Source organism: Micromonospora sp. L31, from assembly GCF_052068075.1.
Lineage (GTDB): Bacteria > Actinomycetota > Actinomycetes > Mycobacteriales > Micromonosporaceae > Micromonospora > Micromonospora purpureochromogenes.
Genome location: NZ_JBQHDC010000002.1, coordinates 1 through 24,479 on the forward strand (window position 1 = coordinate 1; position 24,479 = coordinate 24,479).

Annotated in this window: 19 protein-coding genes and 1 rRNA gene; 15 read left to right on the forward strand and 5 right to left on the reverse strand. The window is 73.0% G+C overall.

Features of this window, described 5'->3' with window-relative positions:
• Nucleotides 1-75, forward strand: a 5S ribosomal RNA gene (gene rrf / locus ACTMS9_RS06515); the annotation flags it as partial.
• A 136-nt stretch (nt 76-211) separates the two neighbouring features.
• Here rrf and ACTMS9_RS06520 read toward each other — a convergent pair.
• Nucleotides 212-895, reverse strand: coding sequence for a hypothetical protein (locus tag ACTMS9_RS06520; protein WP_441145896.1), 684 nt, complete (start codon nt 893-895; stop codon nt 212-214).
• Between the two features lie 69 nt (nt 896-964).
• Between ACTMS9_RS06520 and ACTMS9_RS06525 the strand changes: the two genes are divergently transcribed.
• The 3 genes from ACTMS9_RS06525 to ACTMS9_RS06535 all read left to right on the forward strand — a co-directional run bounded on the left by ACTMS9_RS06525 (nt 965) and on the right by ACTMS9_RS06535 (nt 5,318).
• Nucleotides 965-3,583 carry a valine--tRNA ligase gene (locus ACTMS9_RS06525; RefSeq protein ID WP_441145894.1) on the forward strand — a complete coding sequence of 873 codons (2,619 nt, stop codon included), beginning with the start codon at nt 965-967 and terminating at the stop codon, nt 3,581-3,583.
• Between the two features lie 68 nt (nt 3,584-3,651).
• Nucleotides 3,652-4,923 (forward strand): bifunctional folylpolyglutamate synthase/dihydrofolate synthase, encoded by a 1,272-nt coding sequence (locus tag ACTMS9_RS06530; RefSeq protein WP_441164701.1) that lies wholly within the window; start codon nt 3,652-3,654, stop codon nt 4,921-4,923.
• Complete coding sequence (locus ACTMS9_RS06535; RefSeq protein WP_441164446.1) at nt 4,920-5,318, forward strand: DUF4233 domain-containing protein; 399 nt, start codon at nt 4,920-4,922, stop codon at nt 5,316-5,318. The genes ACTMS9_RS06530 and ACTMS9_RS06535 overlap by 4 nt, the downstream gene beginning before the upstream one ends.
• 8 nt (nt 5,319-5,326) lie before the next feature.
• Here the strand turns inward: ACTMS9_RS06535 and ACTMS9_RS06540 are convergent, their stop codons facing one another.
• Nucleotides 5,327-6,598, reverse strand: coding sequence for a VOC family protein (locus tag ACTMS9_RS06540; RefSeq protein WP_441145890.1), 1,272 nt, complete (start codon nt 6,596-6,598; stop codon nt 5,327-5,329).
• A gap of 142 nt (nt 6,599-6,740) precedes the next feature.
• Here ACTMS9_RS06540 and ndk point away from each other — a divergent pair, with 142 nt between their 5' ends.
• Nucleotides 6,741-7,166, forward strand: a complete 426-nt coding sequence (gene ndk / locus ACTMS9_RS06545; protein ID WP_441145888.1) for a nucleoside-diphosphate kinase — start codon at nt 6,741-6,743, stop codon at nt 7,164-7,166.
• 50 nt (nt 7,167-7,216) lie between these two features.
• On the opposite strand, the gene sigJ is transcribed toward ndk, so the two are convergent.
• On the reverse strand, nt 7,217-8,098 hold the full coding sequence (gene sigJ, locus ACTMS9_RS06550) for an RNA polymerase sigma factor SigJ (protein WP_441164447.1): 882 nt from the start codon (nt 8,096-8,098) through the stop codon (nt 7,217-7,219).
• Nucleotides 8,095-8,535, reverse strand: coding sequence for a carboxymuconolactone decarboxylase family protein (locus ACTMS9_RS06555; RefSeq protein WP_441164448.1), 441 nt, complete (start codon nt 8,533-8,535; stop codon nt 8,095-8,097). Before ACTMS9_RS06555 ends, sigJ begins: the two co-directional genes overlap by 4 nt.
• 392 nt (nt 8,536-8,927) lie before the next feature.
• Between ACTMS9_RS06555 and ileS the strand changes: the two genes are divergently transcribed.
• Nucleotides 8,928-12,074, forward strand: a complete 3,147-nt coding sequence (ileS, locus tag ACTMS9_RS06560) for an isoleucine--tRNA ligase (protein ID WP_441145884.1) — start codon at nt 8,928-8,930, stop codon at nt 12,072-12,074.
• A gap of 171 nt (nt 12,075-12,245) precedes the next feature.
• Nucleotides 12,246-12,944, forward strand: a complete 699-nt coding sequence (locus ACTMS9_RS06565; protein WP_154942445.1) for a lysophospholipid acyltransferase family protein — start codon at nt 12,246-12,248, stop codon at nt 12,942-12,944.
• 54 nt (nt 12,945-12,998) lie between these two features.
• Here ACTMS9_RS06565 and ACTMS9_RS06570 read toward each other — a convergent pair whose 3' ends face one another.
• Nucleotides 12,999-14,582 carry a hypothetical protein gene (locus ACTMS9_RS06570; RefSeq protein WP_441164449.1) on the reverse strand — a complete coding sequence of 528 codons (1,584 nt, stop codon included), beginning with the start codon at nt 14,580-14,582 and terminating at the stop codon, nt 12,999-13,001.
• Between the two features lie 357 nt (nt 14,583-14,939).
• On the opposite strand from ACTMS9_RS06570, the gene ACTMS9_RS06575 reads away from it, so the two are divergent.
• From ACTMS9_RS06575 to ACTMS9_RS06610, 8 genes are all read left to right on the forward strand, one after another.
• Complete coding sequence (locus ACTMS9_RS06575; protein WP_441145880.1) at nt 14,940-16,925, forward strand: TIGR03960 family B12-binding radical SAM protein; 1,986 nt, start codon at nt 14,940-14,942, stop codon at nt 16,923-16,925.
• A gap of 184 nt (nt 16,926-17,109) precedes the next feature.
• Nucleotides 17,110-17,829 (forward strand): TIGR03936 family radical SAM-associated protein, encoded by a 720-nt coding sequence (locus ACTMS9_RS06580; protein WP_441145950.1) that lies wholly within the window; start codon nt 17,110-17,112, stop codon nt 17,827-17,829.
• 131 nt (nt 17,830-17,960) lie between these two features.
• Entirely contained in the window at nt 17,961-21,020 is a 3,060-nt protein-coding gene (locus ACTMS9_RS06585; RefSeq protein ID WP_441164450.1) for an Rne/Rng family ribonuclease, read from the forward strand.
• Nucleotides 21,021-21,140: 120 nt separating this feature from the next.
• Complete coding sequence (locus tag ACTMS9_RS06590) at nt 21,141-21,638, forward strand: hypothetical protein (RefSeq protein WP_441164451.1); 498 nt, start codon at nt 21,141-21,143, stop codon at nt 21,636-21,638.
• Between the two features lie 167 nt (nt 21,639-21,805).
• The gene (rplU, locus tag ACTMS9_RS06595) at nt 21,806-22,120 is read left to right on the forward strand and encodes a 50S ribosomal protein L21 (protein ID WP_088960746.1); all 315 of its coding nucleotides are present in this window, start codon (nt 21,806-21,808) and stop codon (nt 22,118-22,120) included.
• A gap of 11 nt (nt 22,121-22,131) precedes the next feature.
• Nucleotides 22,132-22,386: a 50S ribosomal protein L27 gene (gene rpmA / locus ACTMS9_RS06600; protein ID WP_088975624.1), complete on the forward strand. Its 255-nt coding sequence runs from the start codon at nt 22,132-22,134 to the stop codon at nt 22,384-22,386.
• A gap of 90 nt (nt 22,387-22,476) precedes the next feature.
• Nucleotides 22,477-23,952, forward strand: a complete 1,476-nt coding sequence (gene obgE / locus ACTMS9_RS06605) for a GTPase ObgE (RefSeq protein WP_441145873.1) — start codon at nt 22,477-22,479, stop codon at nt 23,950-23,952.
• 70 nt (nt 23,953-24,022) lie between these two features.
• Nucleotides 24,023-24,472: a GNAT family N-acetyltransferase gene (locus ACTMS9_RS06610; RefSeq protein WP_441145871.1), complete on the forward strand. Its 450-nt coding sequence runs from the start codon at nt 24,023-24,025 to the stop codon at nt 24,470-24,472.
• Nucleotides 24,473-24,479 lie beyond the last annotated feature (7 nt).

A 24,479-nucleotide genomic window follows, 5' to 3' on the forward strand; every position in this document is an offset into this window, starting at 1 on the left:
AACCCGGAAGCTAAGCCCTCCAGCGCCGATGGTACTGCACTCGGGAGGGTGTGGGAGAGTAGGACACCGCCGGACAACCATTCGATCAGGGCCACCCCTTTCAAGGGGTGGCCCTGATTGGTATATCCACCCCCGGAAACCGCGCCGGGCGCGAGGCGTACACGAAGAAGGGCCGCGGCGTCGCTCGACGCCACGGCCCTTTCGCGACGGCTCAACCGCGGGTCTGGACGCCCTCGCGGATCTGACGGAACACCCCGGCGGCGTCGTCGACGGAGCGGTTGGGGAACATCGCCATCGCGGCGCTGCCGTGGTCCGCCCAGCCGCAGATGGCGAAGTCACCGCCGTCCCCGCTGGTGGTGCCGCACTTCATCACCCCGCCCAGCTTGCCGGCGGGCACCTCGCGCAGGCCGGCCACCCGGCCGGTCTCGTCGGCCATCAGCCCGAAGAGGCTGTCCAGGTCGCGTTCCGGCTGCCAGAGCAGGGTCGTGCCACCGAAGAGCAGCACCGCGCGGGTCTCGTCCGCCGGGTCCCGGTAGACGGTGCCGAAGCTGGTGTCCAGGTCGATGTCCGCGGCGAACCCGTTGCGCAGGTAGTCGGCCGTGCTGCGGGCGCGCTCCGAGTCGTCGCGGGTCAGCCCGGCGACCTGGTCCGGGGCACTCAGCCGGGTGTCCTTCTGCTGTGCCACCCGCCAGCCGGCGGTGCCCAGGGCGGCGGCGCCGGCCAGGCCGACGGCGAGCGCCACGGCCAGGACGATCCGCCGACGGCGGGAGGCCGGCGCCCGGCGGATCGGGTCGCTCGCCGGGTCCCGGTGGCTCAGCTGGATCGGCTCGTCGGTCAGATCGACCGGGTCGGGCCCCTCGTCGAGCTGACGCTCGGTGAGATGTGCGTCGGACATGTCCGCCACCGTACGCGAATGACAGGTGGCGCACGTCGGGTCCGCGGAAGCGCTCCGTAGACTTTCAGGGTGACCGAGAGACTGGATGCCCGCCGCCCCGACGCCCCGACCCTTGCCGGCCAGTACCAGCCCGGCGAGGTAGAGCAGCGACGGTACGAGCAGTGGGTAGCCGCCGGCCACTTCCGGGCGTCGGCGCAGAGCGACAAGCCGCCCTTCACCATCGTCATCCCGCCACCCAACGTCACCGGCTCCCTGCACATGGGCCACGCGTTCGAGCACACGTTGATGGACGCCCTGAACCGGCGCAAGCGGATGCAGGGGTACGAGGCGCTGTGGCTGCCCGGCATGGACCACGCCGGCATCGCCACCCAGAACCTGGTCGAGCGGCAGCTCGCCGGCGAGGGGCTGTCCCGGCACGACCTGGGCCGGGAGAAGTTCGTCGAGCGGGTCTGGCAGTGGAAGGCCGAGTCCGGCGGGGCCATCCTCGGCCAGATGCGCCGCCTCGGTGACGCGGTCGACTGGGACCGCGAGCGTTTCACCATGGACGAGGGCCTGTCCCGGGCCGTGCAGACCATGTTCAAGAAGCTCTTCGACGACGGCCTCATCTACCGGGCCAACCGGATCATCAACTGGTGCCCGCGCTGCCTGACCGCGCTCTCCGACATCGAGGTGGAGCACACCGACGACGAGGGCGAGCTCATCTCGATCCGGTACAGCGACGAGGTGGTGGTGGCCACCACCCGGGCCGAGACGATGCTCGGTGACACCGCGGTGGCCGTGCACCCCGACGACGCGCGCTACCAGCACCTCATCGGCACCGAGGTGGCCGTGCCGCTGACCGACCGGCGGATCCCGATCGTGGCCGACGAGCACGTCGACCCGAGCTTCGGCACCGGCATGGTGAAGGTGACCCCGGCGCACGACCCCAACGACTTCGAGATCGGCCAGCGGCACGACCTGCCCGCGCTGACGATCATGGACGAGCGCGGTGTCATTACCGCCCACGGCCCGTTCCAGGGCCTGGACCGGTACGAGGCCCGGCCGGCGATCGTGGCCGCGCTGCGCGAGCAGGGGCGGATCGTCGCCGAGAAGCGGCCGTACGTGCACGCGGTGGGGCACTGTTCCCGCTGCAAGACCACCGTCGAGCCCCGGCTGTCGTTGCAGTGGTTCGTCAACACCGCCCCGCTGGCCAAGGCCGCCGGGGACGCGGTGCGGGACGGCCGGGTGAAGATCGAGCCCGCCGAACTGGCCAAGCGCTACTTCGCCTGGGTCGACAACATGCACGACTGGTGCATCTCGCGGCAGCTCTGGTGGGGCCACCGCATCCCGGTCTGGTACGGCCCGGCCGGCGAGATCGTCTGCGTCGGCCCGGACGAGCAGCCGCCCACCGGCGAGGGCTGGCACCAGGACGAGGACGTCCTGGACACCTGGTTCTCCAGCGGCCTGTGGCCGTTCTCCACCCTGGGCTGGCCGGAGCGGACCCCGGACCTGGCGAAGTTCTACCCGACCAGCGTCCTGGTGACCGGCTACGACATCCTCTTCTTCTGGGTCGCCCGGATGATGATGTTCGGCCTGTACGCGATGGACGGCCGGCAGCCGTTCGACGTGGTTGCCCTGCACGGCATGGTCCGCGACGAGCACGGCAAGAAGATGTCCAAGTCGTTCGGCAACGTCGTCGACCCGCTGGACTGGATCGACCGGTTCGGTGCCGACGCCACCCGGTTCACCCTGGCCCGGGGCGCCAACCCCGGCCAGGACGTGCCGGTGAGCGAGGAGTGGTGCCAGGGCTCGCGGAACTTCTGCAACAAGCTCTGGAACGCCACCCGGTTCGCGCTGCTGAACGGCGCGCACACCGAGGGGGAGCTGCCGCCCGCCGCCGAGCTGTCGACGGTCGACCGGTGGATCCTGTCCCGCCTGGCGCACGTCACCGCCGAGGTGGACGAGCAGTTCGAGGCGTACGAGTTCGCGAAGGTCTGCGACCTGCTGTACCACTTCGCCTGGGACGACGTCTGCGACTGGTACGTCGAGCTGAGCAAGCCGGTGCTCGCCGAGGGCGGGCCGGCGGCCGAGGCCACCCGACGGGTCCTCGGGCACGTGCTGGACCAGCTGCTGCGGCTGCTGCACCCGGTCATCCCGTTCGTCACCGAGGAGCTGTGGATCGCGCTCACCGGCGGCGAGACGGTGATGACGGCCGCCTGGCCGGTGGCCGACCGTACCCGGATCGACGACGCCGCGGAGGGCGAGGTCGGCGCCGTTCAGCGGGTGGTGACCGAGATCCGGCGGTTCCGCTCCGACCAGGGGCTGCGCCCGACCCAGCGGGTCGCGGCCCGGCTGGACGGCCTGGCCGTGGCCGGGATCGCGGCGCACGAGCCGCTGATCCGCTCGCTGGTCCGGCTCGACGCCCCGGCCGGCGACTTCCAGGCCAGCGCCACCCTCGCCATGCCCGGGGAGGTCAGCGTCGAGCTGGACACCCGCGGCTCGATCGACGTGGCGGCCGAGCGGGCCCGGTTGACCAAGGACCGCGCGGCGGCCGAGAAGGAGGTCGCGCAGGCCCGGGCGAAGCTCGACAACCCCGCCTTCGTCGGCAAGGCCCCCGAACCGGTGGTCGCCAAGATCCGTGACCGGCTGGCGGTGGCCGAGGCGGACCTGACCCGGATCGACGCCGCCCTGGAGGGGCTTTCCTCGTGACCGACCGCACCGATCCCACCGAGTTCACCGACGTCGACGCCGAGCTGGCCGGGCGGGGCTTCACCCGCATGGTCTTCGAGCTGGACCGCATCGAGTCCCTGCTCGACCTGCTCGGCAGCCCGCAGCGGGCGTACCCGTCGATCCACCTGACCGGGACCAACGGCAAGACCTCCACGGCCCGGATGATCGACTCGCTGCTGCGCGCCTTCGGCCTGCACACCGGCCGCTACACCAGCCCGCACCTGGAGACGGTGCGGGAGCGGATCGCCCTGGACGGGGAGCCGGTCAGCGAGGAACGCTTCGTCGCCACGTACCGCGAGGTGAAGCCGCTGGCCGAACTGGTCGACCAGCGCTCGTCGGAGCCGCTGACCTACTTCGACATGACCACCGCGCTGGCCTTCGCCACCTTCGCCGACGCGCCCGTCGACGTCGCGGTGGTCGAGGTGGGGCTCGGCGGGGCCGAGGACGCCACCAACGTGCTCCAGGCCGGGGTGGCCGTGCTGACCCCGATCGGGCTGGACCACACCGAGTGGCTGGGCGACACCCTGGAGGACATCGCCCTGCACAAGGCCGGGATCATCCACCCCGGCGCGACGGTGATCTGCGCCGCGCAGGACGACGAGGCGGCCCGCCCGATCCTGGCGCGCTGCGTCGAGGTCGGCGCGACCGTCGCCCGGGAGGGCACCGAGTTCGGGGTGCTGCGCCGCGCCGTCGCCGTCGGCGGGCAGGTGCTCACCATCCAGGGCCTCGGCGGCGTGTACGAGGAGGTGTTCATCCCGCTGCACGGCGCGCACCAGGCGCAGAACGCGGCGGTGGCGCTCGCCGCCGTCGAGGCGTTCCTGGGGGCCGGGACGAAGCGACAGCTCGACGTGGAGGCCGTCCGCGAGGGCTTCGCCACGGCCAGCTCGCCGGGCCGGCTGGAGAAGGTGCGTACCGCCCCGACGATCCTGCTGGACGGGGCGCACAACCCGCACGGGATGACCGCCACGGTCACCGCCTTGCAGGAGGAGTTCGCGTTCAGCAAGCTGGTCGGGGTGCTCGCCGTGCTGGCCGACAAGGACGCGGGCAGCCTGCTGGAGCTGCTGGAGCCGGTCCTCGACTCGGTGGTGGTGACCAGCAACAGCTCGCCCCGGGCGATGCCGGCCGACGAGCTGGCCGCGCTGGCCCGCGAGGTGTTCGGGCCGGATCGGGTGGAGGTCGCCGACGAGATGCCGGACGCCATCGAGGCGGCCGTCGCCGAGGCCGAGTCCGACGTGCCCGGTGAGCTGTCCGGGGTCGGCGTGCTGGTCACCGGCTCGGTGGTGACCGTGGCCGACGCCCGACGGCTGCTCAAGCGATGAGCGCCCCCGACGAGGACCGCCGCGACCCGGTCGCCGACCCGGTCGCGCCGGGGGAGCGGCGCTCCGGGCTGCGCAACCCCGACAAGGCGGTGCGCGGCCTGGGCGCCGGGACGCTGGCCCTGGAGGCGCTGGTGCTCCTGCTCGCCATCCAGCCCATCCGGGTGGTCGGCGGCGACCTGAGCGGGGCGGCCATCGCGGCGATCGTGGCGCTGGCCGTCGTCTGCGTGGTGCTGGCCGGCCGGATGGGGCGGCCCTGGGCCTGGCAGGCCGGCACGGTGGTGCAGGGCCTGCTGCTGCTCTCCGGGCTGCTGCACTGGTCGCTGCTGGCGCTGGGGATCATCTTCGGGCTGGTCTGGGCGTACGCCCTGCACGTCCGCCGGGTCATCCTCGGCTGAGCCCGGCGTCAGGCCTCGGCGCGCTCCCGCCACTGGGTGAGCGCGATGCCGTGCCCGTCCGGGTCGCGGAAGGCGGCCGCCCAGACCTCCAGCTTGGTGCCCCGGTTGACCACCCGGGGCGCGTAGGTGAACTTCACCCCGGAGTCCTTCAGCCGCCGGTAGGCCGCGTCGATGTCGTCCACCTCCAGGTTGACGTGCACCAGCCGGCGGCTGATCGGGGCGGCGCCGGTGACCTCGCGCAGCACCAGGCGGGTGGCGCCGGAGGCGAGCACCGCGTTGCCGGAGCCCCGGTCGATCTCGCCGAAGCCCAGCGACCGGTAGAAGTCCAGCGACCGGGACAGGTCGGTGACCAGCAGGGTCAGCCCGACCCCGCTGATCGGGGCGCCCTGGTCGACCGGGTCCGCCGCCGGGTCGTACCCGAAGATCGCCTCGTCCAGCTCGTCGGGGTCGATCCGGTCCCGGGGCTCCGGGTCGTCCAGCGGCACGTCCACCGGGTCCACCACCGGGGCGTCGAAGCGCTCGTCCACCGGCGGGCGGGGGGACGGGGTGGTGGCGGCCCGGCGCGGCAGCCCGCCGGCCGGCGGGGGCTCGACCAGGGTGCCCTCGAGCACGACCGGACCGCCGGGGCGCTGGTGCACCACCACCGGTTCACGCTCGTCGGGCAGCACCACCGGCTCGGGGCGCAGCGGGTCGGCCGGGGGCGGGTCGCGGAACTCGTCGCGCAGGTCGTCGTGGAAGTCGTCGTCGGGCGTACGGCCGGCCCACGGCGGGGCCTCCTGGACGATGAGCACCTCGTCGACCGGCTCGGTGTCGGCGTACTCGGGCGGCAGGTCGGCGGCGGCGACGTTCTCCGCGTGGGTGGGGACCTCGTCCCAGAGCACCCGGACGTGCCGCTGGTCGTCCAGGGCCACCCGGATCGGCAGCGTCTGCCCCAGCGAGGGCCACTTGGACACCGGCACCCGCGGCTCGATGATCTTCTTGGAGCGGGGCGGCAGGCCCGGCGCGTCGATCACCAGTTGCAGCTCGCAGCGGCCGAAGGCGTACTGGGTGGGTGGCTCGGAGGCGCTGTGCACGTGCCCGACGCCGATCACCCAGGTGCGCCCGCCGCCGCGGACGGTGGCCAGGGCGATCGCCAGCACCAGCAGGGCCACGCCGAGGGCCACGATCGACCAACTGGTCATGCCCAGCCCGAACAGGACCACGAATGTCGCCACGGTGCCGAGGACGGCGGCGATGAGCTTGCGTACCGGCGCGATGGTGCGGTTCCCGCCATTCGCCACAGTGGACCTCCCAGGGGTCAGGACCAGGCTAGGCGGGATCGGCGGCCGCTGGAAAGAGCAGCCGCCGCGCCGACGCCGGGACCGGGTCGCTAGGCTGACCGTACCCAGCCCGGCCGTCTTCCGCGCACAGGAGGAACCCAGCGTGTCCAGCAGCAGCCCGGATGAGCGCACGCTCGTACTGATCAAGCCCGACGCGGTCCGCCGCGGCCTGGTCGGCGAGATCGTCTCCCGCTTCGAGCGCAAGGGCCTGCGGATTGACGCGATGGAAACCCGGACGCTGGACGGAAACTTCGCCGACCAGCACTACGCCGAGCACGTGGACAAGCCGTTCTACCCGCCGCTGAAGGCGTTCATGACCGCTGGGCCGCTGGTCGCCCTGGTGCTCTCCGGCGACCAGGTGATCGAGGTGGTGCGCGGCATGATCGGCGCCACCGACGGCCGGAAGGCCGCCGCCGGCACCATCCGCGGCGACCTCTCCCTGTCCAACCGGGAGAACCTGGTGCACGCCTCGGACTCCACCGACAGCGCCAAGCGCGAGATCGGCCTCTGGTTCCCCGAGCTGGGCTGAACGCCGCCGCCGGCTCCGAACCCGGACCGGGGTCGGGGCCGTCCGCTGTCTCAGGCGGGGAGCCGGGACAGCTTCGTCGGGTTGCCAACCAGATAGAACCCGGTGATCCGCCCGTCGGCCGTGGCTACGGTCAGCGTGTAGCGGGCCCCGTCGGACCAGCGGATCAGCAGCGCCGGCTGGCCGTTCAGCTCGGCGGGCGTCGCCGTCACGGCACGCGGCCGGGCGTAGATGCCGGCGAAGAACCGGGCGATGCGGTCCGCGCCGCGCACCGGGTTGCGCGCCGCCCGAGCCGCGCCGCCGCCGTCGGTCCAGGCCACCGCGTCGGTCGCCACCAGCTCAGTGAGCCGGGGCAGGTCGCCGTCGCGGGCGGCGGCCAGGAACGCCTCCAGCAGCCGCCGCTGCTCGGCCCGGTCGGCGTTGAACCGCCGACGGCCCTCGGCCAGCCGGGCGACCGCCCGATGGTGCAACTGCCGGCAGTCGGCCGCCGACCGGTCCAGGATGTCGCCGATCTCGGCGTACGGCACGGCGAACGCGGTGTGCAGCACGTAGACCGCGCGCTCCGGCGGGGTGAGCCGTTCCAGCAGGTGCAGCAGCGCCATCGACACGGAGTCCCGCAGCTCGGCGCTGTCCAGCGGGCCGAACGGGGACGGCTCGGTCGGCACCGGCTCGGGCAGCCACGGCCCGACGTACGTTTCCCGGGCCGCCTGGCGGGCGCGCAGCCGGTCCAGGGCCAGCCGGGTCACCACCCGGGACAGGTACCGGCGCGGCTCGGCCACCGACTCCCGGTCCACGTCGAGCCAGCGCAGGTACGCCTCCTGGAGCACGTCCTCCGCGTCGTGCAGGCTGCCGAGCAGCCGGTACGCCAGCCCGAGCAGCATCGGCCGGTGCGCGGTGAGCGCACCGGCCGCCTGCGCCGCTCCGCTGGTGGTCACACCTCGAGCGGCGGCTGGGTCTGGCTGGTCACGGCGATCCGGTTCCACACGTTGATTGTCGCAATCGCGATGATCAGGTCGGCCAGCTCCTTCTCCGACCACACCTTGGCGGCGGCGTCCCACACCTCGTCCGGCACGCCGTGCTGGCCGAGCTGGGTGACCGCGTCGGTCAGCGCCAGCGCGGTCCGCTCCCGCTCGTCGAAGAACGGCGCCTCCCGCCAGGCGGCGACGGCGAAGAGCCGGCGGCTGTCCTCGCCCGCGGCGAGCGCGTCCCGGCTGTGCATGTCCACGCAGAACGAGCAGCCGTTGAGCATCGACGCCCGCAGCTTCACCAGCTCCAGCACGGTGTGGTCGACGTTCGCCTGGGCGTACTTCTCCATCGCGAACACCGCCCGGTACGCCTCCGGCGCCACCTTTGCCATGTCGATCCGACTCATCTCGGCCTCCCTCAGCAGGTACGAATTCACCCGTACGACGGAACCCGGCGGCGGCGATGTGACGGCCTGCGCTGTGACGGTGGTCATGTCGCCGCGGGCCGGGACGGTGGGATTACTCGGGGGCGATCTTCGACGCCGATCGAGTAGGCTTGGCGACCGTAAGGCGATGACCCGGCCATCACCGGCGAGCCTCCGGAAGAACAGCCGGGTGACCGGCCCAGTAGAACCGGACGGGTCCGGCCCGTCACAGCCGGCCAACGAGCGGGCGGTCGCACCTCGACCGCCAAGCGGGGTGGTACCGCGGGCCGCTCGGGCACGCCGTCGAGGCGTACCCGGAAGGCTCGTCCTCGCAGACCACAGATGAGTGAGCTGCGCGAGGAGAGCGACCCCCGATGGCCTATCCGATGCACGACCCGACCGCCGCCGGTGTCCCGGCGAGCCCGGACCTGCCCGCGGTCGAGCGCCGGGTCCTGGAGCACTGGACGGCCGACAAGACCTTCGAGGCCAGCGTCGAGGCCCGTCCGGCCGGCACCGACGGCAAGAACGAGTACGTCTTCTACGACGGCCCGCCGTTCGCCAACGGCCTGCCGCACTACGGCCACCTGTTCACCGGGTACGTCAAGGACGTGGTGCCGCGCTACCAGACCATGCGCGGCCGGCACGTCGAGCGGCGCTTCGGCTGGGACTGCCACGGCCTGCCCGCCGAGGTGGTGGCCGAGAAGCAGCTCGGCATCACCAGCAAGGCGGAGATCATCGATCTCGGCGTGGCCCGGTTCAACGAGGCCTGCCGCACCTCCGTGCTGGAGTTCACCCAGGACTGGGAGCGGTACGTCACCCGGCAGGCCCGCTGGGTCGACTTCGCCAACGACTACAAGACCCTCGACCTGGACTACATGGAAAGCGTCATGTGGGCCTTCAAGACCCTGCACGACAAGGGTCTGGTCTACGAGGGTTTCCGGGTGCTGGCGTACTGCTGGCGCTGCGAGACGCCGCTGTCGAACACCGAGACCCGGATGGACGACGTCTACCGGGACCGGCACGACCCGACCCTCTCGGTCTGGTTCGGGCTGACCCCGGACGAGTCCGCCCCCGAGCTGGTGCGTGGGCCGGTCCGGCTCGGCGTCTGGACCACCACGCCGTGGACCCTGCCGTCCAACCTGGCGCTCGCCGTCGGCCCGGACATCGAGTACGCGGTGCTGGAGCGCGACGGGGACCGCTACGTCGTGGGTGCCGCGCGGCTGGCCGCGTACGCCAAGGAGCTGGAGGGTTACGAGCAGGTCGGCACGGTGTACGGCCGGGACCTGGTCGGGCGCCGGTACGTCCCGCTCTACGACTTCCTGGTCGAGCAGGCCGGGGAGAACGCGTACCAGGTGCTCGGGGCGGACTTCGTCACCACCGAGGACGGCACCGGGATCGTCCACCTGGCCCCGGCCTTCGGCGAGGACGACCAGAACGTCTGCAACGCCGCCGGCATCCCGACCGTCGTCACCGTGGACGACCACACCCGGTTCACCGCACTGGTGCCGCCGTACCAGGGCGAGCAGGTGTTCGACGTCAACAAGCCGGTGATCCGCGAACTCAAGGAGCGGGGGGTGGTGCTCAAGCAGGACACCTACACCCACTCGTACCCGCACTGCTGGCGCTGCGACACTCCGCTGGTCTACAAGGCGGTGTCGTCGTGGTTCGTCGCGGTGACCAGGTTCAAGGACCGGATGGTCGAGCTCAACCAGCAGATCAACTGGACGCCGGGGCACATCAAGGACGGCTCGTTCGGCAAGTGGCTGGCCAACGCCCGTGACTGGTCGATCAGCCGGAACCGGTTCTGGGGCTCGCCGATCCCGGTGTGGAAGTCCGACGACCCGAACTACCCGCGGCTGGACGTGTACGGCTCGCTGGCCGACATCGAGCGGGACTTCGGCGTACGCCTGACCGACCTGCACCGGCCGGCGGTGGACGAGCTGGTCCGCCCGAACCCGGACGACCCGACCGGGAAGTCCATGATGCGCCGGGTGCCGGAGGTGCTGGACTGCTGGTTCGAGTCCGGCTCGATGCCGTTCGCCCAGGTGCACTACCCGTTCGAGAACGCGGACTGGTTCGAGCACCACTACCCGGGCGACTTCATCGTCGAGTACATCGGGCAGACCCGCGGCTGGTTCTACACGATGCACGTGCTGGCCACCGCGCTGTTCGACCGGCCGGCGTTCCGCAACTGCCTCAGCCACGGCATCCTGCTCGGCTCGGACGGGCGCAAGATGTCCAAGAGCCTGCGCAACTACCCGGACGTCTACCACGTCTTCGACGCGTACGGCTCGGACGCGATGCGCTGGATGCTGATGTCCTCGCCCGTGCTGCGCGGCGGTGACATGCCGGTCACCGAGGCGGGCATCCGGGACGCCGTCCGGCAGGTGCTGCTGCCGCTGTGGAACGTCTGGTACTTCTTCTCGCTCTACGCCAACGCCGACGGCTACTCCGCGCGGCGCCGCACCGACTCCACCCACCTGCTGGACCGGTATGTGCTGGCGAAGACGAACGAGCTGGTCGAGACGGTCGGCGCGCAGATGGAGGCGTACGACATCTCCGGCGCCTGCGCCACCGTCCGGTCCTACCTGGACGCGCTGACCAACTGGTACGTGCGTCGCTCCCGGGACCGGTTCTGGTCGGGCGACGCCGAGGCGTTCGACACCCTGTGGACGGTGCTGGAGACGCTCTGCCGGGTGGTGGCGCCGCTGGCGCCGCTGACCGCCGAGGAGATCTGGCGTGGCCTCACCGGCGAGCGGTCGGTGCACCTGACCGACTGGCCGTCGGCGCAGGAGTTCCCGGCCGACCACGAGCTGGTGTCCGCGATGGACAACGTGCGCGCGGTCGCCTCGGCGGCGCTGTCGCTGCGCAAGGCCAAGGGCCTGCGGGTACGGCTGCCGCTGTCGAAGCTGACCGTGGCCTCCCCGGTCGCGGAGAAGCTGCGGCCCTTCGCCGACCTGGTCGCCGACGAGGTCAACGTGAAGGAGGTCGTCTTCTCCGACGAGGTGTCCGCGTACTGCCAGCAGGTGCTGACCGTGGTGCCGCGCGCGCTCGGCCCGCGGGTCGGCAAGGCGGTGCAGCAGGTGATCAAGGCGGTCAAGGCGGGGGAGTGGGAGCTGGTCGACGGCGCCCCGGTCGCCGCCGGCGTCACCCTGGCCGAGGGCGAGTACGAGCTGCGGCTGGTCGCCGCCGACGCCGAGCACTCCACGCCGCTGCCCGGCGGCGAGGGCGTGGTCGTGCTGGACACCGAGGTCACCCCGGAGCTGGCCGCCGAGGGCCTGGCCCGGGACGTGGTCCGGGTCGTGCAGCAGGCCCGCCGGGACGCCGACCTGGACGTCTCGGACCGGATCGTGGTGTCGGTGTCGGCCTCCGACGAGGTACGCGCGGCGGTGTCGGCGTACACCGACTTCGTGGCCCGGGAGGTGCTGGCCGACACGGTCGACTTCGCCGAGGGCGTCGACGGCTTCGCCGGCGAGGTCGGCGAGGGCGAGCGCGTGACGGTGGCCGTCCGCCGGGTATGAGGTAGTACGGCGGCGGCGGCCCGGCGGTGTTCCGCCGGCCCGCCGCCACCGGCTCCGCCCGCGCCCCGACAGGCCCGCTCACCAGCCGGCCGGCCCGCCACCCGCGCGGCGCTCCGTGTACCCGTCCGCTACCGTGACACCGCCTGTTCACGTACGACCGCCGGAGGACCAGTGCCCCTGCTCTACACCATCGGCAAGCTCACCGTGGCGCCCGCGCTCCGGTTGGCCTTCCGTCCGACCGTGGAGGGGTTGGAGCACATCCCGGAGACCGGTGGTGCGATCTTCGCGGGCAACCACCTCTCGGTCGCCGACGAGCTCTTCCTCGGCACCGTGGTCCCGCGGCACCTGGCCTTCTGGGCCAAGTCGGAGTACTTCAAGGGCACCGGGCCCAAGGGCGCCTTCTCCAAGTTCGTGCTCACCGGCCTGGGGGCCATCCCGGTCGAGCGGGCCGGCGGCCGCGCGGCGCTGTCCGCGTTCGACGCCGCCATCCCCGCGTTGCAGGGTGGCGACCTGGTCGCGGTCTATCCGGAGGGAACCCGCTCGCCCGACGGGCGGCTCTACCGGGGGCGTACCGGCACGGTCCGGCTGGCGGTGGCGGCCGGCGTGCCGATCATCCCGGTCGGCATGATCGGCACGGACAAGGCCCAGCCGATCGGCGCCCGGGTGCCCCGGCCCGGCCGCGCGAAGATCACCGTACGGTTCGGCAAGCCGCTGGACTTCACCGGCCGGTCCGACGACCGGACCTCGCTGCGGGCGATGACCGACGAGCTGATGGCCGAGATCCAGAAGCTCACCGGCCAGGAGTACGTGCCGCGCTACGCCCCGCCGCGCGCCCACCCGCCGCTGGCCGGGGAGCCCGGCGCCGTCTGACGCCGAGGCGTCCGCGCGGGCGCTGCTCGGCCGGGGACAACTCCCCGGCGAACCTCAGGGCTGCGCCGGCGCCGGCGTGACGATCTGTTCCCGCAGGGTGTCCAGCAGGCGGGCGCTGTCGTCGACGGAGAGCCGGGTGAAGACGGCGGTGGTGATGCTGCCGTAGTCGACCGAGGTGCAGACCACCACGTCGGCGCCGCCCGACCGGCCGGTGGCGCACCGCTCGTACCGGCCGCGCACCCCGGTCTCGACCGCCTGCGGGGCGGCGAGCCGGTAGGTCTCGGTCAGCCGGGTCATCTCGTCATCCGCGTCGGACTCCGGGTTGAACCGGAAGCCGGTGCCGCCGAACACGGTGACCCGCTTGCCGTCGCCGGTGCCGTAGACCCCGGCGAAGACATCCTCGGAGAGCAGGTTCGCCGCGCGTACCTCCGCCTTGAGCCGCTTGGCGGTGGCCTGGCTGCCGGCGTCCTGCCGCAGCGTCAGGTCGGCCACCTGGCCGGGCAGCGCGGCGTCGGCCGGGTACTGCTCCCACATCGGCTTGCCGAACCAGGCCGGGCACCCGCAGCAGCAGACCAGGCTCAGCAGCAGCACCCAGGGCCAGCGCCGACGACGCCGGACCGGCACCGGGACGTACCCGCGGGGCGCCTCCCACCCCGGTGGCGGGGCGACCGCCTTCGGCCGGCGACCCCGGCGCTGCTTCGGTGGCGGGGCCGGCGCGGGCGGCGGGGGAGGTGGCGGTCCCGGCCGGGGCGGGGCGGCCGGCGGCGGCGACACCGGGTGCGTGGCGGGCGGCGGGTACGGGCGGGACGGCAGCGGCGCGGCCTCGTAGGGCCGGGTGGCCGGCGGCGTCGCCTCGTAGGGCCGGGTGACCGGGGGCGCGGGGTAGGGCAGGGTCGGCGGGAGCGCGGGGAGATGGTGGTGGTGCTCCAGTTCCCAGGAGCCGGTGTCCGCGCCGGCCCACGGGTCCACCGGGGTGCGGTGCTCGGGCAGCTCGACCGGGGTGGGCGGGACGGGCGTGGGCTCCGCCGACTCGCCCCAGACGCGGCGGCGGGGCGGCGGGGGCGGGACCGCCGCCGAACCGGTCCAGCGCGGCGCGGGCGGCTCCGGCTCGACCCGGGTCGGTTCCGGGGTGGCGGGGGCACGGGTGTCGACCCGGGTGGGCTCCGGGGTGGCGGCCGGCGGACCGGTGTCGACTCGGGTGGGGTGCGGGGCCGCAGGCGTGCCGGTGTTTACCCGGGTGGGCTCGGGGGCGCCGGGCGCAGGGGTGTCGAGCCCGGTGGGCGGTGCGGTGTCGATCCGGGTGGGCGGAGGTGCGTCGTCCGTGGGGGCGGCGTCGGCCGGGGCTGATTCCGGGGCGTCGGACGTCCGGCCCTCGACGGGTGGGGCCGGTGAGGTCGGCGCGGTGGGCTCGTCCGGGGACGTGGTGGCCGGCTCGGCCGCCGTCCGCTCCGGGTCGCCCGGGTCGGCGGCCCGGCCGGCGGGCAGCTCACGGGTGCCCTCCGGGCCCGTGCGGGGCCCGGCGTCGGCGGGTACGGGCGAGGGGGCCGGCTCCTCGGCGACGGCCGGCTCCCGGCCGACGTCGGTGACCGGGGGGCTCCCGTCGGCCGGCCGGTCCGCCCCCGGCTGCGGCTGCGGCATCGCGGCAATCTCCTCTCGCGCCGGTTGCGAGGTTAGTACCGGCATGCCACCAGCGACGAACCCGTCCACCGTCGGTCGCCCTCGGGCGACGCCCGGTGAGGGTGCCGTAACGGGTCAGACCGAGCTGGGCGTTCCGGCGGGGGGTCGAAGATCGGGTCGCATTTTCCGAGTCTGAGCACGGCGTGTCGTCTCGGTGAATGCGACTGGATCTTGGGGGATCGGGCGGTGGCGGCGGGGAGCCGGCGCGGGGGGTGTTGACCTGGCCGGGGCAGGGGGTGCGCTGCGGGTGGGTTCCGTCGGGGGGTGGCGGACGGTGCGGCGCGGTGGACGGCTGACGGGCGCGTACCCTTGGGCATCATGAGTGCCCCGTCCACGACGCCGCGCCCCGCCGCGGCCAATTCCGTCTGGCCCCAGCTGGAGCCGCTGCTGCCCCAGGTGACCAAGCCCATCCAGTACGTCGGTGGCGAGTTGGGCGCGGTGGTCAAGGACTGGGACGCGGCCACCGTGCGCTGGGCGCTGATGTATCCCGACGCGTACGAGGTCGGCCTGCCCAACCAGGGCGTGCAGATCCTCTACGAGGTGCTCAACGAGCTGCCCGACGTGCTCGCCGAGCGCACCTACGCGGTCTGGCCGGACCTGGAGAAGCTGATGCGCGCCCACGGCGTGCCGCAGTTCACCGTCGACGCGCACCGCTCGGTGCGCGACTTCGACGTGTTCGGCGTGTCGTTCTCCACCGAGCTGGGCTACACCAACCTGCTCACCGCGATCGACCTGGCCGGCATCCCGCTGCTCGCCGCCGACCGCACCGACGCCGACCCGGTGATCCTGGCCGGCGGGCACGCCGCGTTCAACCCGGAACCGATCGCCGACTTCGTCGACGCCGCCGTGCTGGGTGACGGCGAGGAGGCGGTCCTGGAGATCACCACGATCGTCCGGGAGTGGAAGGCCGAGGGCTCCCCGGGCGGGCGCGACGAGCTGCTGCTGCGGCTGGCCCGCACCGAGAGCGTCTACGTGCCGCGCTTCTACGACGTGGACTACCTGCCCGACGGCCGGATCCAGCGGATCGTGCCGAACCGGGCGGACGTGCCGTTCCGGGTGCACAAGCGCACGACGATGGACCTGGACGCCTGGCCGTACCCGAAGAAGCCCCTCGTGCCGCTCGCCGAGACCGTGCACGAGCGGTACGCGGTGGAGATCTTCCGGGGCTGCACCCGGGGCTGCCGGTTCTGCCAGGCCGGCATGATCACCCGCCCGGTGCGGGAGCGCTCGATCACCACCGTCGGCCAGATGGTCCGCGACGGGCTGGAGTTCTCCGGCTTCCACGAGGTGGGCCTGCTGTCGCTCTCCTCCGCCGACCACTCCGAGATCGGCGACATGTGCTCCGGCCTCGCCCAGCAGTACGAGGGCACCAACGTGTCCCTGTCGCTGCCGTCGACCCGGGTGGACGCGTTCAACATCGACCTGGCCCAGGAGCTGTCCCGCAACGGCCGGCGTACCGGCCTGACCTTCGCCCCGGAGGGCGGGTCGGAGCGGATCCGCAAGGTCATCAACAAGATGGTGTCGAAGGAAGACCTGATCCGCACCGTCGTCACCGCGTACACCAACGGCTGGCGGCAGGTGAAGCTGTACTTCATGTGCGGCCTGCCCACCGAGACGGACGACGACGTCCTCGAGATCGCCGACATGGCGCACGAGGTCATCAAGGCCGGCCGGGCCGCCACCGGTTCCAAGGACATCCGCTGCACCGTCTCCATCGGCGGCTTCGTGCCGAAGCCGCACACCCCGTTCCAGTGGGCGCCGATGGAGCGTCCCGAGGTGATCGACCACCGACTCAAGATCCTCAAGCAGGCGATCAACTCGGATCGCTCGCTGGGCCGGGCGATCGGCTACCGCTACCACGACGGTGAGCCGTCGCTGATCGAGGGCCTGCTCAGCCGCGGTGACCGCCGGGTCGGCGCGGTGATCCGCAAGGTCTGGGAGAACGGCGGCCGGTTCGACGGCTGGAGCGAGCACTTCTCGTACCAGCGCTGGGTGGACGCCGCCGCCGAGGCACTGCCGACCTTCGGCGTGGACCTCGACTGGTACACCACCCGGGAGCGCGACGAGCTGGAGGTCCTGCCCTGGGACCACCTCGACTCCGGCCTGGACAAGGACTGGCTCTGGCAGGACTGGCAGGACTCGCTCTCCGAGTACGAGCAGGACGACTGCCGCTGGACCCCGTGCTTCGACTGCGGCGTCTGCCCGTCGATGGACACCGAGATCCAGATCGGCCCCACCGGCCGTAAGCTGCTCCCGCTCACCCCGGTCAACGGCCTGAAGGTCCCCACCGGCGCCCAGCAGTGACCGTACCGGGGCGGGTGCACCGCGCGTGGGCGCGCCACCCGCCCCGCCCCGGCGATCATGAAGTTATTGTCACCGGCATCCGTGGCACCTTCATGACCGACCGGTCCTGACACCGAGGAGCACGACGATCAGCAGGAAACCACAGCCGGAGGGCGGGCAGGCGCCGGTCGTCCAGCGCGTCCGGATCCGGTACGCCAAGCGCGGCCCGCTCCGGTTCACCTCGCACCGGGACTTCGCCCGGGCCTTCGAGCGCGCGTTGCGCCGGGCCGGCGTCCCGATCGCCTTCTCCCAGGGCTTCACGCCGCACCCCAAGATCTCCTACGCCAGCGCGGCCCCCACCGGTGTGGCGAGCGAGGCGGAGTACCTCGAGATCGGCCTGCGCGAGCCGGTCGACCCGGAGCAGCTGCGCGCCGCGCTGGACGCGGCGCTCTCGCCGGGGCTGGACGTGCTGGACGCGGTGATCGCCGCGAGCGGCAGCCTGGCCGACCGGATCGAGGCCTCGCACTGGCGCATCGAGCTGCCCGAGGTCGAGCCGGCCGCGCTGCACCGCGCCGTCGCCGCCTTCACCGCTGCCGACGAGATCCAGGTCGAGCGGATGACCAAGCAGGGCCGGCGCACCTTCGACGCCCGGGCCGCCGTCATGCGTATCGATGTGGTGCCGCCCGCGGAGACGCCTTCCGGGGTACCGGGCTCCGCGTGTGCGATACTCGAACTGGTCGTGCGGCAGGTCACCCCGTCCGTACGGCCCGATGACGTCCTTTCCGGCCTCCGCGTGGTGGCCGACCTGGTGCCGCCGGTTTCGCCGAGGGTGATCCGGCTGGCGCAGGGCACGCTGACCGCGCAGGGTGCGATCGTGGATCCGTTGGACGCGGACCGCGACGGGGCAACCATCGGTGAGCACTGACCGACGGTCGGTGCTCTAGGCAGCCAGACTTCGGCGGTCGCGCACCTCGCGCGCCGGCGGAAACACTTTTGCGGCAACCCTGCGTGGCAGCGCTCACCCGCGCCCGGGGCGGCCAGAACTGGAGAACGTCCATGCTCGAGAACGAGCCCGAGGGCGGCGAACGGACCGGCGCACAGCCGGCCGGCCAGACCGCCGACACCACCAACAGCACCAGCGCCGAGGGCGCCGCCACCGACAGCGCCGCCGAGGCCGCGCCGAAGCGCCGGCGCACCACCCGGCGCAAGGCGGCCCCGCTGAACCAGCCGGAGCAGGTCGAGGCGCCCGCCGAGGCGTCGGCGACCGCCGCGTCCGCCACCGACGAGGCGCACCAGGGCGAGGTACTGGCCCCGGTCGCCGGTGAACTGGACACCCCGCCCAAGACCACCCGTCGCCGGCGCAAGGCGACGCCCGCCAAGGCCGCCGAGGAGCCGGAGGTGGCCACCGGCGCCGAGGATCACTCGGCGGAGGTCGTCCCGCCGGTGAAGGTCACCCGTACCCGGCGCAAGAAGGCCGCCGCCCCGGCGGCCGCCGAGCCGGCCGCCGAGATCCCGGCCGAGGCCCCCACGCCCGCCGTGGAGGCCGCGCCGGTGGTCGAGCCGGTCGAGGAGGAGGAGCCCGCCGTCGAGGCGGCGGCGCCCACCGAGCCCACCGCGGTCGACGAGGCCGAGGCCGCCGAGGCCGCCGAGGCCGCCACCGAGGAGGCCCGGCCGGGTGCCGCCGAGCCGGCCGTCGCCGCCTCCGGCGTCGAGAGCCGGGCCGGCGAGGTCCCGCCCGGTGTCGCGGTGGCCGGCGCCGAGCCGGCGGAGGTCGCGCCGGAGCCGCGGACCCGTCGTCGGCGGGCCGCGCTCTCCGCGCCCACCGTGCTGTTCATGGCCCCGCTGCCCGAGGATCTGCCCGCCGTCCGCGTGGTCGAGCCTGGCCCGGCGGCGGCCGAGGAGGCCGTCGAGGAGCCGGCCGAGACCGGTCGCCGGCGTCGCCGCGGTCGCCGCGAGGTCGAGCCGGTCGAGGTGCTCGAGGTCGAGGAGGAGCCCACCGGCGAGGCCGAGGAGGCCGTCGAGGCCGAGGAAGAGGACGAGGACGAGAGCGCCGCGGCCCGCCGTCGCCGTCGTCGTGGTCGCCGGGGCCGCGGTCGCGGCAAGGGCGGCGCCGAGGACAGCGACGAGGAGGAGGCCGAGGAGGCCGTCCAGGCCGAGGCCGAGGCCGAGGGCGGCGAGGCCGAGGAGCCGGAGGAAGAGGAGGGCGAGGGCGACGGGCTGACCCGCCGCCGGCGCCGTCGTCGCCGCCGGGGCGCCGGGGACGTCGAGGCGGGCGCCGAGGACGGCGTGCCCACCGTGGTCAAGATCCGCGAGCCCCGCAAGGCCGTCGACGAGGTGCAGGGCGTCTCCGGCTCGACCCGGCTGGAGGCCAAGCGCCAGCGCCGTCGGGACGGCCGCGAGCAGCGCCGTACCCGGCCGCCGATCCTCAGCGAGTCGGAGTTCCTGGCCCGCCGGGAGGCGGTCGACCGGGTGATGGCGGTACGCCAGCGCGGCGACCGCACCCAGATCGCGGTCCTGGAGGACGGCGTGCTGGTCGAGCACTACGTCACCCGCAACTCCTCCGGCACCATGGCCGGCAACGTCTACCTCGGCAAGGTGCAGAACGTCCTGCCCAGCATGGAGGCGGCCTTCGTCGACGTCGGGCGCGGCCGCAACGCCGTCCTGTACGCCGGTGAGGTCAACTGGGACGTGAGCGGACTGGAGGGGCGGGCCCGCTCGATCGAGCAGGCGCTGCGCTCCGGCGACTCGGTGCTGGTGCAGGTCACCAAGGACCCGATCGGGCACAAGGGCGCGCGGCTGACCAGCCACATCGCGCTCTCCGGCCGGCACCTGGTCTACGTGCCGAACGGCAACGCCTCGGGGATCAGCCGGAAGCTGCCGGACAACGAGCGCAAGCGGCTGCGGGACGTGCTGAAGAAGCTGGTGCCGGACGGCGCCGGCGTGATCGTCCGGACCGCCGCCGAGGGCGCCAGCGAGGACGAGCTGGCCCGCGACGTCAAGCGGCTCCAGGCGCAGTGGGAGGACATCCAGGCCAAGGCGGCCGAGGGTGGCGCCCCGGTGCTGCTCTACGAGGAGCCGGACCTGGTCATCCGGGTGGTCCGCGACCTGTTCAACGAGGACTTCCGCGAGCTGGTCATCGAGGGCGAGCAGTCGTACGACATGGTCGAGTCGTACCTGTCGCACGTCTCGCCCGACCTGGTCGCCCGGCTGCGCCGGCACGTCGGCACCACCGACATCTTCGCCGAGTACCGGATCGACGAACAGATCATCAAGGGGCTGGACCGGAAGGTCTTCCTCCCCTCCGGCGGGTCGCTGGTCATCGACCGCACCGAGGCGATGACCGTCATCGACGTCAACACCGGCAAGTACACCGGCTCCGGGGGCAACCTGGAGGAGACGGTCACCCGCAACAACCTGGAGGCGGCCGAGGAGATCGTGCGCCAGCTCCGGCTGCGCGACCTCGGCGGCATCGTGGTGATCGACTTCATCGACATGGTGCTGGAGTCGAACCGTGAGCTGGTGCTGCGCCGGCTGACCGAGTGCCTCGGCCGGGACCGGACCAAGCACCAGGTCACCGAGATCACCTCGCTCGGCCTGGTGCAGATGACCCGCAAGCGGATCGGCGCGGGCCTGCTGGAGGCGTTCAGCGAGACCTGCGAGTGCTGCAAGGGCCGCGGCCTGATCATCCACACCGAGCCGGTGCCGGAGAAGCCGCGTGCCGGCGCCGGCGCGGGGGAGAAGGTCAAGGCGGTCGCCTCCTCGGTGGCCGCCGCCCCGGCGACCGAGCAGACCGGCGGGCCGTCGCGGCGGCGCTCGCGCAAGGCCGCCGCCGCGCCGGAGCGCACGGTGGTGGAGACCACCGAGGCCGCCGACGTGGACCGGGTGGCCGAGGCGGAGGCCGAGTACCACGACACGATGGGCTACGACCTGTCCCGGTACGAGACGGAGACGCCGGCCGCGCCGGCGGTCGCCGACAGCCTGGAGGGCGAGTCGGCCCGGCTGGCCGGGGTGGACGACCCGGACGCGCTGGGCGACACCGAGGAGGAGAGCGGCGAGGGCGGCACCGGCCGGCGCCGGTCCCGCCGCGGCGGCCCCCGTCGGCGGACCCGCCCGTGACGGGCTGACCAGCCCGACGTTTCGCGGGGCCCCTCTCGACGGCAACAGTGCCGGCGGGAGGGGCCCTGTCGCGTTCTCCGGCCCCGGCTACGATCGGTCACCCCCGGCTAGGAGAAGACAATGCGCCGCCTGCTCGCCGCCACCCTGGTGACCGCCGTCCTGCTGACCGGCTCCGGCTGCTCCGGCGGCCGGTCCGACGAGGCCGCCCCGGCCACCGGCCCGTCCACCGGGCCGTCCGCCACCTCGACCGTGCTGCCGTCCGCCCCGGTCAGCGTCGCCCCGGCGGGAGGCAACGGGCCCCAGGTCTGCGCCGCCGCCGAGCAGGCCTCCTCGGCGGCCGTGCGGACGTACGTCGAGGAGCTGGGCAAGATGATCGCCGCAGTCGGCGCGAACGACAGCACCGGGGCGGAAACCGCCCGGAAACGGGCCGAGTCGGCGCTGACCAGCTGGCGGGCGGCGCTGCGTGAGCAGTCCGCCCAGGCCACCGACCCGCAGTTGAAGACCCTGCTCACCGACCTGGCCACCGAGATCGGCACGCTCGGCGCCGACGTCGAGTCGATCGACGAGACCGAGCTCGACCGCCTCCAGCAGCGCCTCGACCAGCTCTGCGGGCGCTGACCGGCGGGCCCGGTTTGGGTGTCACCCGGTCCATGGCGTACGCTTGCCTGCGGCGCACTTTGGTGTGCCGAGTTCCCGCGTGCCCGCGCCGCCGGTGTCACTGCTACCCGGCGAGTCGCCGTGGGAACGACCAGCCAGCAGCCTCAACGACAGGGAGTCCGCCTCCGATGTACGCGATCGTCAAGACCGGCGGCAAGCAGTACAAGGTCGCCGAGGGCGACGTGATCGAGGTCGAGAAGCTCGCCGGTGCCCCCGGCGACGCGGTGAAGCTCACCGCGGTGCTCCTCGTCGACGGTGACGACCTGGTGACCGACGCGGCGAAGCTTGCCTCGGTCGCGGTGTCCGGCGAGATCGCCGCGCACACCAAGGGCCCGAAGATCCGGATCCACAAGTTCAAGAACAAGACCGGCTACCACAAGCGCCAGGGTCACCGCCAGCCGCTGACCCAGGTCAAGGTGACCGGCATCTCCAGCGGGAAGTAGGTCGTCCTCCAATGGCTCACAAAAAGGGTGCGTCCAGCTCGCGTAACGGTCGTGACTCCGCGGCCCAGCGACTCGGCGTGAAGCGCTTCGGTGGTCAGGTCGTCAGCGCGGGTGAGATCCTCATCCGTCAGCGTGGCACCAAGTTCCACCCCGGTGACCTGGTCGGCCGCGGCGGAGACGACACGCTCTTCGCGCTGGCCGCCGGTGCGGTCCAGTTCGGCACCAAGCGCGGCCGCAAGACCGTCAGCATCGTGCCGCAGCAGTAATACGCAGGCGTTGCGGGCCGTGGACCTCGGGTCCCGGCCCGCTTCGTCTTTTCGCACGCGGGGGCGTACCCCGCTGGAAGGATTGGCGTCGTGACGACGTTCGTTGACCGGGTCGTCCTGCACATGCAGGCCGGCGACGGCGGGCACGGCTGTGCCTCGATCCACCGGGAGAAGTTCAAGCCGTTCGGCGGCCCGGACGGGGGCAACGGCGGGCACGGCGGCAGCGTGTCGCTGGTGGTCGACCCGCAGGTGACCACGCTGCTCGACTTCCACTTCCGCCCGCACCTGAAGGCCGAGAACGGCAAGGGCGGGGCCGGCTCGAACCGGGACGGCGCCAACGGCCACGACCTGGTGATCAAGGTGCCGAACGGCACCGTGGTGCAGACCCTCGACGGTGAGGTGCTGGCCGACCTGGTCGGCGCGGGCACCACCTTCGAGGCGGCGCGGGGCGGTCGCGGCGGTCGCGGCAACGCGTCGCTGGCCAACGCCCGGCGCAAGGCTCCCGGCTTCGCCGAGCTGGGCGAGCCGGGCGACCGGCTGGACGTGGTGCTGGAGCTCAAGAGCGTCGCCGACGTCGGTCTGGTGGGCTTCCCGTCCGCCGGCAAGTCGTCGCTGATCGCGGTGATCTCCGCCGCCAAGCCGAAGATCGCCGACTACCCGTTCACCACCCTGGTGCCCAACCTGGGCGTGGTCCGGGTCGACAACCACACCTTCACCGTCGCCGACGTACCGGGCCTGATCCCCGGCGCGGCCACCGGCCGGGGGCTGGGGCTGGAGTTCCTCCGCCACGTCGAGCGGTGCGCCGTGCTGGTGCACGTGGTCGACACCGCGACGCTGGAGCCGGGCCGCGACCCGCTCGCCGACATCGACGCCATCGAGGACGAGCTCACCCAGTACGGCGGCCTCGCCGACCGGCCGCGGCTGGTCGCCCTCAACAAGATCGACGTACCGGACGGGCGGGATCTCGCCGAGATCGTCCGGCCGGACCTGGAGGCGCGCGGCTTCCGGGTGTTCGAGGTCTCCACGGCCACCCGCGAGGGGCTCAAGGAGCTGATGTTCGCGATGGCCGAGGTGGTCGAGCAGAGCCGCCAGGCGGCTCCGCCGGCCGAGCCGACCCGGATCGTCATCCGCCCGAAGGCGGTGGACGACGCCGGCTTCACCATCGACGTGGAGGAGGACGGCTCCTTCACGGTGCGCGGTGTCCGGCCCGAGCGCTGGGTCCGGCAGACGAACTTCGACAACGACGAGGCGATCGGCTTCCTCGCCGACCGGCTCGCCCGCCTCGGCGTCGAGGAGAAGCTGGCCAAGGTCGGCGCCAAGCCGGGCGACCTGGTGCGCATCGGCGAGCGGGAGTTCGACTGGCAGCCCACCCTCTACGCCGGCGTCGACTTCGTACCCGGCAACCGGGGCACGGACGTGCGGCTTGAGGAGAAGTCGACCCGGGCCTCGGCCGCGGAGCGGCTGGCCGCCCGCAAGGCGCGCCGGCAGCGCCCCGCCGACGAGCTGGAGGCCGGCGGCCTGGACGCGGACCTCTCCGACGACCTGGACGACGACGACCTCGAATAGCTCGATCATGTCCGTGTCCGGGTCGTTCGCCGGAAACCTCCGTGAAATCGACCCGGCATAGCGTGATCGGATGCTGATCGAGTCCCGTCCTTCCACCGACCCGGAGATCGACGCCCTCGTCGTCGCCCAGCAGCGTGAGCTGCGCGAGGCCGACGGCGGACTGGACGGGCAGGTCACCGTCACGCACGACGACATCCGCTACCTCGCGGTGGTCGTCGACGGCCGGGCGGTGGCCTGCGGCGGGGTCCAGTCGCTGGACGCCGCCACCGGGGAACTCAAGCGGATGTACGTCCGTCCCGCGTACCGGGGCAGGGGTATCGCCCGGCAGTTGCTGACCGCGCTGGAGGAGTTGGCCTTCCAGCGGGGTCACTCGGTGGTCTGCCTGGAGACCGGGGTCTACCTGCCGGCGGCGATCGGGCTCTACACCTCGTGCGGGTACGAGCCGATCCCGGTCTACGGCGAGTACGTGGACAACCCGTACAGCGTCTGCTTCGCCAAGCACCTGCCGGTCGCCGCCTGAGGGTGGG